11 protein-coding genes are annotated in these 17,201 nt (G+C 73.5%); 4 read left to right on the top strand and 7 right to left on the bottom strand.

The window, feature by feature from the left end:
• Window positions 1-69: 69 nt before the first annotated feature.
• From BS75_RS27685 to BS75_RS27675, 3 genes are all read right to left on the bottom strand, one after another.
• Window positions 70-1,389, bottom strand: a complete 1,320-nt coding sequence (locus BS75_RS27685) for a M50 family metallopeptidase (protein ID WP_034090205.1) — start codon at window positions 1,387-1,389, stop codon at window positions 70-72.
• The gene (dxr, locus tag BS75_RS27680) at window positions 1,386-2,630 is read right to left on the bottom strand and encodes a 1-deoxy-D-xylulose-5-phosphate reductoisomerase (RefSeq protein ID WP_152646325.1); all 1,245 of its coding nucleotides are present in this window, start codon (window positions 2,628-2,630) and stop codon (window positions 1,386-1,388) included. The genes BS75_RS27685 and dxr overlap by 4 nt, the downstream gene beginning before the upstream one ends.
• A gap of 91 nt (window positions 2,631-2,721) precedes the next feature.
• On the bottom strand, window positions 2,722-5,265 hold the full coding sequence (locus BS75_RS27675) for a S53 family peptidase (protein ID WP_034090204.1): 2,544 nt from the start codon (window positions 5,263-5,265) through the stop codon (window positions 2,722-2,724).
• 326 nt (window positions 5,266-5,591) lie between these two features.
• Between BS75_RS27675 and BS75_RS44870 the strand changes: the two genes are divergently transcribed.
• From BS75_RS44870 to BS75_RS27655, 4 genes are all read left to right on the top strand, one after another.
• Complete coding sequence (locus BS75_RS44870; RefSeq protein WP_052069739.1) at window positions 5,592-6,824, top strand: sensor histidine kinase; 1,233 nt, start codon at window positions 5,592-5,594, stop codon at window positions 6,822-6,824.
• Entirely contained in the window at window positions 6,821-7,507 is a 687-nt protein-coding gene (locus BS75_RS27665) for a response regulator (protein WP_034090203.1), read from the top strand. The genes BS75_RS44870 and BS75_RS27665 overlap by 4 nt, the downstream gene beginning before the upstream one ends.
• 73 nt (window positions 7,508-7,580) lie before the next feature.
• Window positions 7,581-8,123 carry a DUF1453 family protein gene (locus tag BS75_RS27660; RefSeq protein ID WP_034090202.1) on the top strand — a complete coding sequence of 181 codons (543 nt, stop codon included), beginning with the start codon at window positions 7,581-7,583 and terminating at the stop codon, window positions 8,121-8,123.
• A gap of 70 nt (window positions 8,124-8,193) precedes the next feature.
• Window positions 8,194-9,228, top strand: a complete 1,035-nt coding sequence (locus BS75_RS27655; protein ID WP_034090201.1) for an alpha/beta fold hydrolase — start codon at window positions 8,194-8,196, stop codon at window positions 9,226-9,228.
• Window positions 9,229-9,257: 29 nt separating this feature from the next.
• Here the strand turns inward: BS75_RS27655 and BS75_RS27650 are convergent, their stop codons facing one another.
• The 4 genes from BS75_RS27650 to BS75_RS27635 form a co-directional block, all read right to left on the bottom strand.
• On the bottom strand, window positions 9,258-11,240 hold the full coding sequence (locus BS75_RS27650) for an acyl-CoA dehydrogenase family protein (protein WP_034090200.1): 1,983 nt from the start codon (window positions 11,238-11,240) through the stop codon (window positions 9,258-9,260).
• A gap of 174 nt (window positions 11,241-11,414) precedes the next feature.
• Window positions 11,415-12,860, bottom strand: coding sequence for an aldehyde dehydrogenase family protein (locus tag BS75_RS27645; RefSeq protein ID WP_034093887.1), 1,446 nt, complete (start codon window positions 12,858-12,860; stop codon window positions 11,415-11,417).
• A 169-nt stretch (window positions 12,861-13,029) separates the two neighbouring features.
• Complete coding sequence (locus BS75_RS27640) at window positions 13,030-14,652, bottom strand: PucR family transcriptional regulator (protein ID WP_042440723.1); 1,623 nt, start codon at window positions 14,650-14,652, stop codon at window positions 13,030-13,032.
• A 146-nt stretch (window positions 14,653-14,798) separates the two neighbouring features.
• Entirely contained in the window at window positions 14,799-16,946 is a 2,148-nt protein-coding gene (locus BS75_RS27635) for a hypothetical protein (protein ID WP_034090199.1), read from the bottom strand.
• Window positions 16,947-17,201: the final 255 nt, after the last annotated feature.

The following is a 17,201-nucleotide window of genomic DNA, read 5'->3' as shown; positions in this document are numbered from 1 at the left end:
GGCACAACCGTACGGCACGGGGCCGACCGCAATCGACCTGCGACCGGCCCCGCCACCCGGTGTTCGCCCCTAGTTGCCCAGTCTGACCGGGTTCACCACGTCCGCGATCATCACCAGCACGGTGAAGCAGAGGAAGACCCCGGCCACCACGTAGGCGAGCGGCATCAGCTTGGCGACGTCGAACGGACCGGGGTCCTTGCGGCGCAGCAGCCGGGCCGCGTTGCGGCGCAGCGCCTCCCAGAGCGCACCGGCGATGTGCCCGCCGTCCAGCGGCAGCAGCGGCAGCATGTTGAGCAGGAACAGCGAGAGGTTCAGTCCGGCCAGCAGCTGGATCTCGAAGGCCAGCTTGTCGATGACCGGGGCCTTCTCGGCGAAGGCCTCGCCGCCGACCCGGGCCACGCCGACGATGCCGACCGGCTGGTCGTCGGTGCGCTTGGCGCCCTCGAAGGCGGAGTCCCAGAGCGCGGGGATCTTGGACGGCAGCGAGACCACGGAGCTGGCGGCCGTCCTGGCCATGGTGCCCATCTGGTCCATGCTGGCGCCGAAGCTCAGCCCGACATTGGTCTCCTGCGGGGTGATCCCCAGGAAGCCGGCCTCGACCGTGGCGTTGCTGTTGGTCGGGTTGCCGCTGGCGTCCACCGCGTAGACCTGGTTGCTGACCAGGGTCGCGCTCAGGGTGACCTGCTTGCCGTCGCGCTGGACCACGATCGGCACGGTCTGCCGGGCGGACTTGCGGATGTCGGCCTGGAGCTGGTCGTAGTTGCTGATGTGCTGACCGTCGAAGGAGACGATGGTGTCCCCGGCCCTGATCCCGGCGGCGGCGGCCGGCGAGGGCTTGGCGTCGGCCGGGCAGCTGCTGCCGGCGGCGGCGGCGTCGGTGGCCTTGACCACGCAGGCGGCGACGCTCTGCACGGTCGGCACCGGGGTCAGCTGGCCGAAGCCCATGAACAGGGTCAGGAAGAGCCCGAACGACAGGATCAGGTTCATGAACGGACCGCCGAACATGACGATCACGCGCTGCCAGGGCTTGCGGGTGTAGAAGAGCCGGCTCTCGTCGCCGGGCAGCAGTTCCTCGTACGAGGAGGCGCGGGCGTCCTCGATCATGCTGCGCCAGGGTGAGCTGGAGCGAGCGGTGATCTTGCCGTCGGCGCCGGGCGGGAACATCCCGATCATGCGGATGTAGCCACCCATGGGGATGGCCTTGATGCCGTACTCGGTCTCGCCCTTCTTCCGCGACCAGATGGTCGGGCCGAAGCCCACCATGTACTGGGGCACGCGGATCTTGAAGAGCTTGGCCCAGGTCAGGTGACCGAGTTCGTGCCACGCGATCGAGAGCAAAAGCCCGAGCGCGAAGATCACAATGCCGATCACCGTCATGAGTGCCGTCATCGGCCACCCTCTTCCCTCACGTAAGCCGCCGTGGTGGCGCGGGCCCAGGCCTCCGCTTCGAGGACGTCGGCGAGCGCCAGCGTAGTTCCCCGGCCCGGGTTCCCGTGCTCGGCGACCACCTTGGCCACGGTATCCACGATGCCTGTGAACGGCAGCCTGCCGTCCAGGAAGGCGTCGACGCACTCCTCGTTGGCGGCGTTGAACACCGCCGGGGCGGTCCCGCCGAGCTCGCCGACCTGGCGGGCCAGGCCGACCGAGGGGAAGGCCTCGGTGTCCAGCGGGAAGAACTCCCAGGTCGCGGCCTTGGTCCAGTCGCAGGCCGGGGCGGCGTCAGGGACCCGCTCGGGCCAACCGAGGCCGAGCGAGATCGGCATCCGCATGTCCGGCGGGCTGGCCTGGGCCATCGTCGAACCGTCGGTGAACTCCACCATCGAGTGGACCACCGACTGCGGATGGACCACGACCTCGATCCGGTCGAAGGGGATGTCGTAGAGCAGATGCGCCTCGATCACCTCCAGCCCCTTGTTCACCAGGGTGGCCGAGTTGATGGTGATCACCGGGCCCATCGCCCAGTTGGGGTGCGCCAGCGCCTGCTCCCGGGTGACGTCGGCCAGCTGCTCGCGGGTCCGGCCGCGGAACGGGCCGCCGCTCGCGGTGACCACCAGCTTGCGCACCTCGCGCCGGTCGCCCGCCGACAGGCACTGGAACAGCGCCGTGTGCTCGGAGTCGACCGGGACGATCTGGCCCGGCTTCGCCAGCGCCTTGACCAGCGGGCCGCCGACGATCAGCGACTCCTTGTTGGCCAGCACCAGCACCCGGCCGGCCCGCAGCGCCGCCAGCGTCGGCGCCAGGCCGATCGAGCCGGTGATGCCGTTCAGCACCGAGTGGCACTCCATCGCCGCCAGCTCGGTGGCCGCGTCCGGTCCGGCGATGATCTCCGGCAGCTCGGCGCCGGGAGCGGCCTTCGCCGCCAGTGCGGCCCGCAGCGGCTCGACCGCCTCGGTCCTGGCCACCGCCACCCGCGCCACCCCGAGCCGCAGCGCCTGCTCGGCCAGCAGCTCGACCCGGCCGCCGGCCGCGGACAGGGCCACCACCCGGAAGCGCTCCGGGTTGCGCAGCACGATGTCGATGGCCTGGGTGCCGATGGAACCGGTCGATCCCAGGACCACCAGTTCGCGCGGACCGGCCGGGTCGCTGACGACGGGTTCGAAACGCAGGTGCGGGTGGGCGAGAGAGTTCATGGGCACCATTGTGGCCTGCCCGGGTGTGAGCGTGGCCGCCTCCGGGCGTCCCGGTGGGCGCCGGTGTGCGCGGAGGCGGCCACGACGGGGGTCAGTTGCCGTTCGGGTGGTCCTTGAACCAGGTCAGGAACGCCGGGGCGGGGCTGCCGAGCCCGGTCATGTCGTCGTAACCCTTGGCGGTCTTCAGGGTGGTGTCGCTGTCGCCGACGTCCAGCAGCGGCACACCGGAGGAGTTGAACCCGCCGATGTACGGCTCATGGCCGCCCAGTGCCGCCGGGTCCGGCGCCACGTCGTAGAAGGCCGAGGTGTTGCTCAGGCTGTAGAGGACCGGGTTGGCGAAGCCCAGCGGCGAACCGGCGGCCTGGATCGCCAGCGCCTCCATCCCGGTGAACAGCGGGGTCGCGAGGCTGGTGCCGCCGACCGGCTGGGCGGCGTAGCTGGTGTTGCTCTCGGTGTAGACCACACCGCTGCCGCTGGGGTGCGAGTGCATGGTGCCGGTGCTGGAGCCGACCAGCAGGCCGGTCATCGAGGAGGCGTCCATCGACACGTCCGGCAGGGTCCGGGCCGGCGCGCTCAGACCGCCCTGGACCGCGAGCGAGTTCGGCACCGCCTTCTGCTGGTAGGACGGCTGCTGGAAGATCGTGCTGGTGCCGCCGCCGGTGGCGCCGTTGAAGGTCGAGTCGGAGGTGTCCCAGCCGCTGCCGTCGGCCTGGTACAGCACATCGCCCCAGCCGGTCTCCCAGGAGAACTGCCCCTGGGCGCCGATCCCCAGCTCGGTGCCGCCGACGGCGGTGGCGAAGGGGTTGTCGGCGGGCTCGCCGACCGTGGGCGTGGTGCTCGACGGCTGGCCGCCGTTCTCGCCCTTGGTGTAGTCGCCGGTGTCGCCGGTGGCGAAGTTGAAGGAGATGCCCTCGGCCGCGCCCTGCTCGAATATCTGGCTCTCGGGGTTGAAGTTGCTGTTGTCGCCGCTGTTCTCGGGCGAGCTCCAGGAGCAGCTGACCAGTTGGGCCGAGCCGCTGTTGACGATGGTCTGCAGCGGGGCGTCGAGGTCGGCCGCGTCGTCGGAGGCCGCCGCATAGTAGATGATCTTGGCGGCCGGGGCGATGGTGTGCAGCGCCTCGATGTCCAGGGTCTCCTCGCCGTACCAGCCCTGGGCGTCCGCGGCGGTGGTGGTGGCCCCGTACGAGGGCTGTCCCACCACGGTCAGGTCGACCGCCGGCAGCCCCTCCTGCTGGTCGTACTGGTTGACGTCCTGCTGGATGGTCGGTGAGGAGAAGGCGTCGACCACGGCGATGGTCACCCCCTGGCCGGTGAGGCCGCTGGCGGTGACCCCGTAGGCACTGCGCAGCTGGGACGGGGTGTAGCCGCAGAGCAGGGTGGATATGGCGCCGCCCCCGGGCGCGGCCGGGGCGCCGCTCACCGAGTGCTGGCCGTAGTACTGGGAGCAGCCGCCCTGGCCGCTGTCGGCCGGGCTGTCCGCCCCCTTGCCCTTGCTCCTGCCCTTGGTCGCCCTGGCGGCGAAGAAGGAGCCGGCCTGCTCGATCGAGGGCGTGACCGGGCTGGTGGTGGTCAGACCGGTGATGCTGGAGATGTACTCGCCGATGTCCGGCGGGTACTGCGGCTGCGAGGTGGTGGAGAGGTCGATCCGCCCGTCGTGCTTGAAGCGGTCGACCCTGATCTTCAGGATGGCGTTGACCTTGCCGACGGTGGTCTGCACCCGGACCGACTCGCTGTCCTGGGACAGGATGGTCATGTTGTTCTGCTTGACCCAGGCGATCACCGCCGCCCCGGCGTTGGGCTTGCTGGCGAACTTGCTCTGGAACTCGGCCGGCGTCAGGAAGTGGTGGTAGTCGGGCCCGCCGGGGGTGCCGACGGCGGTCGCGTACTGGTTGGCGCTCTGCGGCGACGCCTGGGCGAAGTAGACCGAGCCGGTGACCACCGCGTTCGGGCTGGCCGGGCCGAGGTCGTTGGCGGCGGTCGCCCAGGACGGACGGCTCCAGGAGGTGCCGCCGGCGATGGTGGTCGTGGTCGTGCCGCCCGTCCCGCCGCTGGAACCACCGGTGGTGGTGTCGTTGGAGGGCGAGCCGCCGTGGTGGGAGCTCAGGGCGTAGCCGCCGCCGGCCAGGACCACCGCCAGCACCACGCCGATCGCCAGGCTCCGGCCCCGGCGGCGCGGCGGACGGCCGGACCCGCCACCGGAGTCCGGCGGGCCGACCGGCCCGCCGCCCTGTCCGCCGCCGCCCTGGCCGCCACCGCCGTACGGCGGTTGCTGCGGCGGGCGCGGCGGCTGGCCGTAGACCGGCGGCTGCTGCTGCGGGTTCTGCGGCGGGTAGCCCTGCGGGGGCCGACCGTAGGGCGGCTGCTGGGGCGGCTGTTGCGGCGGGTAGCCCTGCGGCGGCCGGCCGTAAGGGGGTTGCTGCGGCGGCTGCTGCGGCTGCGGGTAGCCCGGCGGCGGCCCGTAGGGCGGCTGCTGGGGCTGCGGGCGCGGCGGGTAGCCCTGCGGCGGCGGCCCGTAGGGCGGCTGGGGCTGCTGCGGGGGCCGGCCGTAGGGCGGCTGCGGCGGACCGGAGGGCGGTTGCTGGGGCGGGTTGCCCTGGGGGCGCCGCGGGTCCTGGCCATATGGCGGGTAACTCACTTGATGCCCGTTCTCCTGATCCGGAACGGGGGACGATCGCGCGTAGTCTGTCGTTCCCCCGAAATCACACTTCATGACGCACGTCGGTCGGCATCGTACCGGGATGCCGGGCCGAGGACCGGCCGGAGGCAGTCGGCGCCGCCCCGAACTGACAGGGCGGCACCGGACCTGCGGTCATTCGCCGTTGGGACGGCCCCCGAACCGGACACCTCGGTCGGCACCCGGCCGCGCCGGTCGGGACCGCGACGGCTCGGACGCTCGGTTATGCTCGCCGCCGTGCGCCGCCGGCCGTGAGTGCACCGACCGCCGGCGAACGGAGCACGGGAATGGTGAGCATGTGGTCCGACCCGATCCGGTCCGCGGCCGATCCCGGCCGCCCCCGGATCTTCGAGCGCGGTGACGTGATCGGCGCGGGCGCGCTGATCGCCTGCATGGTGGTCTCGGTGATCGCGGCCGACGGGACGGCGCTGAAGGTCGTCGTCGCCGTGCTCGGGCTCTGCGCGGAGCTGGGCATGGTGCTCAGCGGCCGGGCCCTGCCGACGCCGCTGACCTGGTTCGGCGTCGCGCTGACCATCGGGACCGGCTTCGCCGTCATGGCTCTCGTGCCCAACGGGCTCGGCGAGGTTCCGGTGCTGGCCGCCGCCGCCGTGCTGCCGATGTGCATCCCGGCCGGGCCGGTGCGCAACGCCTGCATCGCGCTGCTGGCGGTCGGCTTCGGCGTCGCGGTCATGCTGATCTTCGACAGCATGGCCGGCCTGCTGTCGGCCGTCGGCGTGTGGCTGCTCGCCGACCGTTCGATCGAGCACGCCGCGCTCCAGGCCGAACGGGACCGCGCGGTCGCGCTGCTGGCCGAAGTGGAGGCGTCCCGCGCAGCCCGGCAGGAGGCGGCGGCCCTTGAGGAGCGGAGGCGGATCGCCCACGAGCTGCACGACGTGCTGGCGCACAGCCTCGCCGGTCTGTCCATGCAGCTGCAGGCGATCAGGGCGATCGCACGGCGTGACGCTGCTCCGGCGACGCTGACCGAGCCGCTGGACCGCGCCGCCGAGCTCGCGCGCGACGGAGTGCAGGAGGCCCGCGCGGCGGTGAGTGCGCTGCGTTCCGTGCCACTCCGGGGCGTGGCCGATATCGATGGCCTGACCAGGGGTTTTCCGGGCGAGGCGCGGCTGCGCGTCAGCGGCCGGGCCGGTCGGCTCACACCCGAGGCCGGGCACGCGGTGTACCGGGCGGTGCAGGAGGCCATGACGAACGCGGCGCGGTACGCGACCGGTAGTGTCATCGACGTGCTCCTGGCATGGGAGGGCTCCGAGATGCGCGCCGTGGTGCGGGACCGCGGGCTGCCGGCCGGTCGCGGCCCGTCGGGGGTACAGGGCAGCGGCACGGGGCTGCGCGCCATGGCCGAGCGGATCGAGGCCGTCGGCGGCTCGTTGACCGCCGGACCTGCGCCCGAGGGAGCGGGCTGGCGGACCGCGCTCCGGGTGCCGGTCGTGGAGGACGCCGGGGCCGCGGCGGGCGGCACTGACACCGGCGGCACTACGGCAGACGGGAAGGCAGACGCGTGACGATTCGGGTACTGGTCGCGGACGACCAGGCGGTGGTGCGGGACGGGGTGGTGCTGCTGCTGACCTCGGCGGAGGACATCGAGGTAGTCGGGCAGGCCGGCGACGGGAACGAGGCGGTGCGGCTCGCCGTGGCGGAGCGGCCCGACGTCGCCCTCGTCGACCTGCGGATGCCCGGGCTCGACGGCGCGCAGGTGACGGCCGAGGTACTGGCAGCGGGCGTGGGGACACGGGTGCTGATCCTGACGACGTTCGCCGACGACGACGCGGTGATGCCCGCGCTGCGGGCCGGCGCACTCGGCTACCTGACCAAGGACGCGACCGGCGAGGCGGTGCTGGCCGCGGTCCGGGACGTGGCGGCCGGTCGGACCGTCCTCGACCCGGCCGTGCAGCGGCGGCTCGTGCAGCTCGTCGTGACGGCGCCCGAGGCGCCCGCCGCCGTGCCCGCGCCCTCGTCGGCGACGCTGCCCGCCGAGGCCGAGGGGCTGACCAGGCGGGAGGTCGACGTCGTCCGGCTGCTGGCGAAGGGGCTGAACAACCGACAGGTGGCGCACGAGCTGGTCGTCAGCCAGGCGACGGTGAAGACGCACCTCAACCACGTCCTGGCCAAGCTGGCGCTGGACGACCGCGGCGCGCTGATCGCCTGGGCCTGGCGCTTCGGCCTGGTCGACAACACCGAGCAGTAGCGGCACGGACTTCCACCCGGGTTGCACCTCTGGGTTGAAGGAGTTCGGAGCGCGTCGGCGGATGCTCTTAGACATGACAACGACCGACTGGTTCATCGACATCGCGCTCCTCCTCATCGTCCTTCGCCAGCTGCGCGAGGAGCGGCTCACCACCCGCACCATCCTGCTCCCGCTCGGCATGATCACCTGGGCCGCCGGCAACTACCTGAGCAACATCCCGACCGCCGGCAACGACGTGCTGCTGGCCGTGGTCTTCGCGGCCACCGGGATCGCCTTCGGCCTCGCCGGCGGTCTGCTCACCCGCGTCCGGCACGCCGACGGGCACGTGCTGATCAAGGCCTCCCGCAGCGCGGCCGCGCTCTGGATCATCAGCATGGGCTTCCGCCTGGGCTTCGCGGTGTGGTCCACCCATCCCTCCGGCGCCGCGCACCTGACCGGCTTCTCCGCCGCGCACAACATCACCAGCGGCCAGGCCTGGGTCGTCGCCCTGCTCCTGATGGCGGTCGGCGAGGTGGTCGTCCGCCTGGGCACCATCATCATCCGCGGCCAGCTGCTGCAGGCACGGGTCGACCGCAACGCGAACGAGCCGGCCCACCTCCCGGGCGCCTACGTCTGAGCCGCGCACCGAATCCGCAGCTCATCTCGCTCAACACCCCACCCGCACCTGATCAGCACGGAGGTCCCCCATGTCCGCACCGCGCCGCACGCCGCGTACCCGCACCCTGCCCGGGCTGGCCGTGGCCGTCGCCACGGTGGCCCTCGGAGCGGTCGCCTGTTCGTCCGGCGGCGGGCACCCGACCAGCGCCACGAGCAGCAGGCCGAGCACACAGGCCACGGCAGTGACCGCTGCCACGGCGGCGTCGGCCGTCGTCCCGGGCTCCGCCCCGAGCGGGCCGGGCGCGTTCCTCGGGCCGGTGCGCCGGATCCCGGTCGACGGCATCAGGATCGGCTACCGCCAGTTCGGTTCCGGCCCGGACCTCGTCATGGTCATGGGTGACACCGGCACCATGAGCGACTGGACCGTCGACCTGCTGAGCCGGCTCGGCCGGCACTACCGCGTCACGATCTTCGACAACCGCGGCGTCGGCTACACGAGCGACGACACCTCGGTCCCGGACACCGTTCCGCTCATGGCGGACGACACCGTCGGTCTGATCAAGGCGCTGGGTCTGCAGCACCCCGCGCTGCTCGGCTGGTCGATGGGCGGCGAGATCGGTCTGACCGTCGCCGCGCTCCACCCGGGTGCGATCAGCGCGCTCGTCAGCACCGGCGGCGACCTCGGCGGCAGCCAGGCCGTCAACACGCCGCCCGCCGTGGCCGAGGAGCTCAACAGCCCCAGGACCACGGGGCCGCAGATGCTGGACCTGCTCTTCCCGGCCGACGCCACCGCCGCGCGGACCGCGTACATCCAGCAGCTCGGTCTGCTCCCGCCGGAGAAGGTCGGCGACGAGACGCTGCTGCGTCAGTACCAGGCCGGACAGGCCTACGAGTCCTTCGAGGGCACCTGGGACGGGCTGCCCGACAGCACCGTCCCGATGCTGATCACCAACGGCTCCCTCGACGAGATCACCCCGCCCGGAAACGCGAGCATCATCGCTCGGCGGGCCGCCCACGCCGAGCTGGTCATGTTCCCTGACGCCGGCCACGCGATGCTCGTCCAGGACTCCGGCCGGTTCGTCTCCCTGGTGACTCGGTTCACCGAGGCGTCAGGCATCGGATAGCAGGCCGCTTCCGTGCAGCGTGCGGGCCTTCAGCCGATCGGCCGGCGCACGCTGTCGTGCGCGGAGGGGCCCGGCGTCGAGTCGGCGATCCACGGGCCCTCGCCGGAGGGGTCCAGCACCCCCGCCTCCAGCCAGGTGTAGCGGCCCTCGACCACCCGCCGGGCCGCCCGGCGGTCCAGGTCGTCGGTGTTGGTCCAGAGCCGAGCGAACAACTCGTCCACCCGGATCCTGGACTGACGGCAGAACAGGTCGGCCAGCTCGTAGGCGGCCCGGCCCTGCTCCGGGTCGGCGCCCTCCCCGGTCCGCAGCATCTCGGCGCGGACGCAGACCGCGCTCATCGCGAACAGCTCCGCGCCGATGTCGACGATCCGCCCCAGGAATCCCTGCTTGCTCTCCATCCGGCCCTGCCAGCGGGACATCGCGTAGAAGGTGGAGCGGGCCAGCCGCCGCGAACCGCGCTCGACGAAGCGCAGCTGCACGGACAGGTCGGCGTGCCCGGCCGGGTGGAACTCCCGGTAGGAGGTCGGCAGTTGTCCGGCACCGGTGGCCAGCTTGGGCAGCCAGCCGGCGTAGAAGGCGCCGGCCCTGGCCGCCGCCCGGCCCTTGCGCCGCAGGTCGGCCTCCGGCTCGATCAGGTCCCCGGCGACCTTGAGGTGGGCGTCCACGGCCTCCCGGGCGATCAGCAGGTGCATGATCTCGGTGGAGCCCTCGAAGATCCGGTTGATCCGCATGTCCCGCAGCACCTGCTCGGCCGGGACCGCCCGCTCGCCGCGCGCCGCCAGCGAGGCCGCCGTCTCGTAGCCGCGGCCGCCGCGGATCTGCACCAGCTCGTCCGCGATCCGCCAGCCCATCTCCGAGCCGTAGAGCTTGGCGAGGGCCGCCTCGATCCGGATGTCGTTGCGGTCCTCGTCGGCCATCTGGCTGGACAGGTCGAGCACCGCCTCCAGCGCGAAGGTGGTGGCCGCGATGAAGGAGATCTTCTGCGCCACCGCCTCGTGCTCGGCGATCGGCCGCCCCCACTGCTCGCGGGCCGCCGACCACTCGCGGGCGATCCGCAGGCACCACTTGCCGGCCCCCGCGCAGCTCGCCGGCAGCGACAGCCGACCGGTGTTCAGGGTGGTCAGCGCGATCCGCAGGCCCGCGCCCTCGGCGCCGATCAGGTTCTCGGCCGGCACCCGCACCCGGTGGAACCGGGTGACGCCGTTCTCCAGACCGCGCAGCCCCATGAAGGCGTTGCGCTGCTCGACGGTGATCCCCGGCGAGTCCGCCTCCACCACGAAGGCGCTGATCCCGCCCCGGTGCCCGGCCGACTTCGGCACCCGGGCCATCACCACCAGCAGGTCGGCCACCACCCCGTTGGTGGTCCACAGCTTGACGCCGTCCAGCAGGTAGGCGGAGCCGTCCTCGGTCGGCACGGCGGCGGTGGCCAGCCGGGCCGGGTCGCTGCCGACGTCCGGCTCGGTCAGCAGGAAGGCGCTGATGTCGGTCCGGGCGCAGCGTCCGAGGAAGCGCTGCTTCTGCTCCGCCGTCCCGAACAGCTTCAACGGCTGGGGGACGCCGATCGACTGGTGCGCCGACACCAGCGCGCCGATCGCCGGGCTGACGCTGCCGATCAGCGCCAGCGCCCGGTTGTAGTACAGCTGGCTCAGCCCGAGCCCCTGGTACTCGCGGTCGATCTTCATCCCGAAGACCCCGAGCTCCTGGAGGCCGCGCACCACCTCGTCCGGGATCCGCGCCTCGCGCTCGACCAGCGCGCCGTCGATCTTCGTCACGCAGAACTCGGTCAACCGCGCCAGGAACTCCTCCCCCACGCGCACCGACTCCGGCTCCGGCAGCGGGTGCGGATGGATCAGGTCCAGCCGGAACCGGCCGAGGAACAGCTCCTTGGCGAAGCTGGGCCGGCGCCAGTCCTGCTCCCGGGCCTCCTCCGCGACCCGGCGGGCCTCGCGCTCGGTGACCCTGGGGGCGGCAGGGTCGGCATGGCCGGCGGCAGAAGGCGTGGGGACGGACATCGGGCACCACCTCGGGACGCGTTACCGACGGGTTCTACCCGACCGTACGCCCGGTGACCGACAGATCACCATAGGTGATGCAGGATCCCGGGGTGCGCCCCCCGAACGCGAAAACCCCGGGCGGGTGTACGGCAGTGCCGCACACCCGCCCGGGGTTCGTTGCCGGACGGAGCGTCAGAGCGCCAGGCCGGTCAGCACCATGACCCGCTCGTAGGTGTAGTCCGCCATCGCGAAGGCCACGCCCTCGCGGCCCACGCCGGAGTCCTTGACGCCGCCGTACGGCATCTGGTCGGCCCGGTAGGAGGGCGCGTCGCCGATGATCACACCGCCGACCTCCAGCTCCCGGTGGGCGCGGAACGCGGTCTGCACGTCGTGCGTGAACACACCCGCCTGCAGACCGAACTTGGAGTCGTTGACGGCGGCGAAGGCCGCGTCCACGCCCTCGACCCGGGTCAGCGTCAGCACCGGGCCGAAGACCTCCTCGGTCGCCAGCCGGACCCCGGCCGGGACGTCGGACAGGACGGTCGGGGCGTAGGTCGCGCCCTCGCGCTTGCCGCCGGTGTGCAGCTGCGCGCCGGCCGCCACGGCCTCGTCCACCCAGGACTCGACCCGCTTCGCCGCCGCCTCGTTGACCAGCGGGCCGACGTCCACGGTCTCGTCCGCGGGGTTGCCGGTGACCTGCGCGCCGACCTTGGCGACGACCTTCTCGACCAGCCGGTCGTAGACCGCCGCGTCGGCCAGCACCCGCTGCACCGAGATGCAGGACTGGCCGCCCTGGTAGTTGGCGAAGGTCGCGATCCGGGTCGCGGCCCACTCCAGGTCCGCCTCGCTGGACCAGTCGGCCAGCACGACGGCGGCGGCGTTGCCGCCCAGCTCCAGGGTGACGTGCTTGCGCGGCACCGAGTCGAGGATCTGGTAGCCGACGATGTCGGAACCGGTGAAGGAGATCACCGGCAGCCGCTTGTCCTGGACCAGGGCCGGCATCCGGTCGTTGGAGACCGTCAGCACGCTCCAGGACCCGGCCGGCAGGTCGGTCTCGGCCAGGATCTCGCCCAGCACCAGCGCCGAGATCGGGGTCGCCGGGGCCGGCTTCAGGATGATCGGCGCGCCGACCGCGATCGCCGGGGCGACCTTGTGCGCGACCAGGTTCAGCGGGAAGTTGAACGGCGCGATGCCGAGCACGACGCCCTTGGGGAAGCGGCGGGTGATCGCCAGCCGCCCGGTGCCGCCGGCGTCGGTGTCCAGCCGCTGGCCCTCACCGCTGTTGAAGCGACGGGCCTCCTCCGCCGCCCAGCGGAACACCGAGGCGGCCCGGCCGATCTCGCCGCGCGCCCACTTGATCGGCTTGCCGTTCTCGGCGGTGATCAGCCGGGCGAGCTCCTCGGTCCGCTCGGTCAGCCGCTTGGCGACATGGTCCAGCGCGGCGGCGCGGACGTACGCGGGGGTGGCGGCGAACTCGTCCTGCACCGCGACGGCGGCGGCGACGGCCGCCTCCACCTGGGCCTCGGTCGGCACGCTGACCGTGCCGACCAGGCTGTCGTCCCAGGGGTGCCGGACCTCGAAGGACTCCGTGCCGTGCTCCTGCCGACCGGCCAGCCAGAATGCGTGGGTGCTGGTCACCGAGGTCACCGGCCTTTCTGCTGCGCCCCGGCCGTACTGGCGGTCGGGGAAAGGATGTCTGGGTCCACGGTAGGACGCCGGGGCGCACCCGTAGCTTGTCCGTCGCGTCCTGGTCCGACCGGTCCGCACTACGGACTGGCGCATGACGCCGCCGACCCGGGGGCGAACATCAGACCCGGCCGCGCGCCCGCAGCGCCAGCCACAGCTCCATCCGGACGTCGGCGTCGTCCAGGGTACGGCCGAGCAGCTCCTCCACCCGGCGCATCCGGTAGCGCAGGGTGTGCCGGTGAACGCCCAGGTCGGCCGCGGCGGCGTCCCACTGGCCGTGCCGCGACAGCCAGGCCTGGAGGCTCGCCTCCAGGTCGCCGCGCGCGGTCCGGTCGTGCTCGCGCAGCGGACGCAGCAGCCCGTCGGCGAAGGCCAGCACCGCCTCGTCGGCCAGCAGCGGCAGCAGCGACCCGCTGCCCACCTCGTCGTGGTCGACGCTGCGCCGCCCGCCGCGCAGCGCCACCGCCAGCGCCCGCTCGGCCTGGGCGAACGCGGCGCCGGCCGTCTCCGGCGTGGCCGGTCCGGAGATGCCCAGCGAGACGGTGTCGAAATCCTGGACGGCGGCGACGCAGTCCGTGTGGACCGCCCCGCCCTCGACCGCGAGCAGCACCAACCGGTCGCCCTCGGTGGCCAGCAGCAGCGGCTCCCCCGCCCGGGTCGCGCTCTGCTCGGCGACGTCGCCCAGCAGCGCCAACCCCTCGCCCGCGGCGACCAGCACCCGGACCGAGCCCTCGGGCAGCCCGCCGAGCAGCGCCCCGGCGACCTCCCTGGCGGTCCCGGTCTCGCCGGCCAGCACCAGCCGCAGCAGCGCCGTGCGCATCCGCTCCTCGGCCCGGCGCAGGTCCCGGGAGCGTTCCAGGGTGAGGGTGAGCAGCGCGACGGCGCCGTTCACGATGTAGCGCTCGCCGGGCTTCAACCGGTCCTCGGTGCCGACCGCGAGGAAGCCCCGGGCCCGGCGGTCCGCGCCGAGCGACTGGAGCACCACGAAGTCCCCGCCCTCGGCCTCGCCGGCCCGCTCGCCCGAGGGCTCGTCGCCGCGGTCCTGCTCCTGGGCGGTCCGGGGACGGCCCTGGAGCGCGGCGCTGCTCGGCGCGGGCCGGTCCCGCAACCGCTCCACCTCGGGACGCAGCCGCCCGGCGCGGCGTGCGGCCCAGCCCGGCGCGGCGACCACCACCGCGCCCGAGGCGTCGTAGAGCGCGGCCCAGCCGCCGAGCCGGGCCGCGAGCCGGGCGATCAGCGCGGTGGTGCCGTCCTGGCCGAGGGCGGCCCGGGTCAGCTCCTCCTGGGCCTCGATGCTGGTGGTGACGGCCTGGTACTGCTCGGCGGCGAGGGCGGCGGTGACCGCCTTGCTGATGGCGATGAACGGTGTCGGCTGCGGCACCTCCAGCAGGGGCAGCCCCCGCTCGGCCGCGGCCTCGACCAGCGCGGCCGGGACCTCGCCGTAGGTGAGGCCGATGCCGAAGCCGAGCCCGGCCACCCCGGCGTCGGCCAGCCGGTGGACGTACTGGCGCAGTTTCTCCTTGCTCCGGCCGAGCTTCAGCCCGGTGGTGAGCAGCAGCTCGCCGCCCTCCAGATAGGGGGCCGGGTCGTCGAGCTCGCTCGTGTGCACCCAGCGCACCGGACGGTCGAGCTGCTGCTCACCGGCCAGCACGACCAGGTGCAGCCCGTCCATCGCGACCAGGGCGGACAGGGTCACCGCGGTCGCCCGGACAGTGGCTTGCGGGGCTGCGCTCTTGAGAGACATGGCACCTTCGACGGGCAGAGCGCCGCCGGCGACACTGCCGGCGACTGCGCTTACTGGCCGTCGAGGACAACGGCCACTACTGATTCTGCCGCACCGTCCCAGTGCATGTCGGCCGAGGTGCGAGTAGCTGCCCGCCGTGGGACCCCTCAGCCGCGCAGATCGACCAGCAGCGGCGGGACCGGCGTACCGTCCACCGCCGTCAGCGACAGCACCGCGTGACCGCCGGGCAGCACCTGTGCCAGGTCCGAGGGCGACCAGCGCCGCCGTTCCACCCGCCGGGTGGTGACGCTCTCGGTCTCCGCCCGCTCGCCCTCCAGCAGCGCCCTGGCTCCCCGCCAGCCGCGCTTCAGGAAGCCGCCGGAGGTGTCCGGCGCCCGGGTGACGTCCCGCTCGTCGACCCAGACCGTGCCCCAGGTCTCGGCGAACAGCTTGCCGTCCCAGGGGGCGATCCCCGGGAACGCCATCCTGCCGCCGACCGCCCCGAACAGCGGCGCCCGCAGCGGCTCCGGCAGGTCGACCAGGGTCCGCAGCAGCAGCACCGCCCCGGCATGGGCGCCGCGCAGCCGCTGCAGTCCGCGCACGGTCTGGTTGTCGATCACGGTCGAGGCGTCGTCGACGACCAGTCCGGCGAACAGCGAGCGGTCCTGCCGGGCCGCGGCGGCGTGCAGGAACTGGCCGACGGCCAGCCGGGCGATGATCCGCGCCGCCTCCGGGTGGCTCTGCTCCGGCAGTTTCACCCGCACCCGCAGCGGATGGTCGAGCGCGTGCATCGCGAACAGCGGCCGGGCCGCGGCCGACCGGGCCGCAGAGCGGGCCGAGGGGTTGAAGCTGCCGGCGAACACCGGCCGGTCCAGCAGCGCCAGCCGATCGGCCAGCAGCGCCCCCGGATCGTCCACCTGGCCGTGCGTCCGCTCCCGCTGCGCCAGCTCGTACCGGTGTTCCTCCAGCAGCCCCTGCGAGCCCAGCGCCTCCTGCAGCCCGGCCCAGGCCGCCGGCTCCCCGCGCAGCAGCTGCACCAGCTCGCGCACGCCCGGCGGCCGCCGGTGCGCGGCCCGGAACGGGCCGACGACCTGCTGCAGCGCCTGCCGGGCGGCGTCGGCACGGGAGGCCAGCTCGTCCGGCAGCAGCGCGTCGGCCAGCTGCGCGGCGGCGGCGTCCGCGGAGCGCGCGCCGCCGAAGAGGTCCAGGCCGTAGCCGGTGCGGTGGTCGGCGCCCGGTCCGGGATCCACGACCACGTCGTACCAGGCGTCCGGGCCGAGGTCGGCGTCGTCCGCACCGACGACCACGACCGCGGCGGTCCCGGCCAGCGCCTGGAGGCACAGCGCCTCGGCCACCGGGCGGGCCAGTCGCGCGGTCTTGCCGGTCCCGGCCGGACCGACCGCCAGCAGCGAGGTCCCGAGCAGCACCGGGTCGAGCGCGAGGTCCGTGCCCCGGTAGGCGGGCGGGTTCTTCGGAACGTCCTGGGTGGCGCCGATCCTGACCTGCCGCAGCAGCAGGTCGTGCCGGGCCGCGCGGCCCGGCAGGTCCCGCGCACCGGAGGGGTGGCCGCAGGCGGCGGCACCGTGGTCGCGGACCGCGTCCAGCAGTGCGGTCAGCCGCTCGGGCTGGTCGCGCACATAGTCCAGCGCCCGGTTGAGCCGCTGGTGGTCGACGTCGTCGACCCGGCCCTGCGCGGTCTCCTGGTCCAGCAGCTGCAGGTCCTCGGCATGGGCCAGCGCCCGGAAGGCCTGCCAGGGGTCCTCCGGCTGCGCCGGATGGCCGAGGCCCTGGACCGGGATCGCCACCCGTCCCTCGGTCGCCCCGGCCAGCCGCCGGGCCAGCACCCGCGCGGTCGGCAGCCCGTAGCGCCGCCAGACCAGCGGCCACCGGCCCATCCGGCCGAAGAGCTTGGCCAGCAGCGCGATCTCGATCAGGTCCACCAGCCAGTTGGTGAGCATCAGGCCGAACCCGCCGCCGACGTAGGGCCGCAGCAGTATGTTGACCTCCGCCCCGATCAGACTGCCGAGGTAGTAGAAGACCTCCCAGGCCACCACCAGGTTCAGCAGCGCCCGGAGCAGCAGCTTCCAGGCCGGGACGCCGGGCGCCTCGTCCGCGGACTCCCGCGCCGGCCGGGCGGCCGGGCCCAGGCCGAAGATCCCGGGCGTCCCGGAGTTCCGGGGCGCCGAGAGCCATCCCACCAGGTCGAACCCCTGCTCCAGGCCCGGTGGTTGCATCGGCGGCAGCGCCGGGGCCGGTCCCGGGGGGGCTGCGGGCGGACCCCAGCCCCGGCCGCCCCGGCCCGGCGCGGCGGTCATTGACGAGCCTTCAGCGGGGCCGGGAAAGTACGGCTTGCCGAATGCGGGACCGTCCGCCCGATCGGCCTGTCGCCCCCGCGCGCCTTCCAGTGACATCGCAGTCCCGCTCCCTCGCGCGCGCCCACCCGTCCAAAGCTCTCAATCTAGTGCAGCGGGAGACCCCCTGAGCAGAGGCACGCAGGATCGGCGGCGCTGTCCGGCCAGGACAACTCGGGCCCCGCACCACTCCCCTTCGGCGTATGCGACCCCATTCCC

Origin of the sequence: Streptacidiphilus albus JL83, from assembly GCF_000744705.1 — a bacterium.
Classification (GTDB): domain Bacteria; phylum Actinomycetota; class Actinomycetes; order Streptomycetales; family Streptomycetaceae; genus Streptacidiphilus; species Streptacidiphilus albus.
The sequence above is the reverse complement of the archived record's forward strand: the minus strand, read 5'-3'. Positions and strand labels throughout refer to the sequence as shown.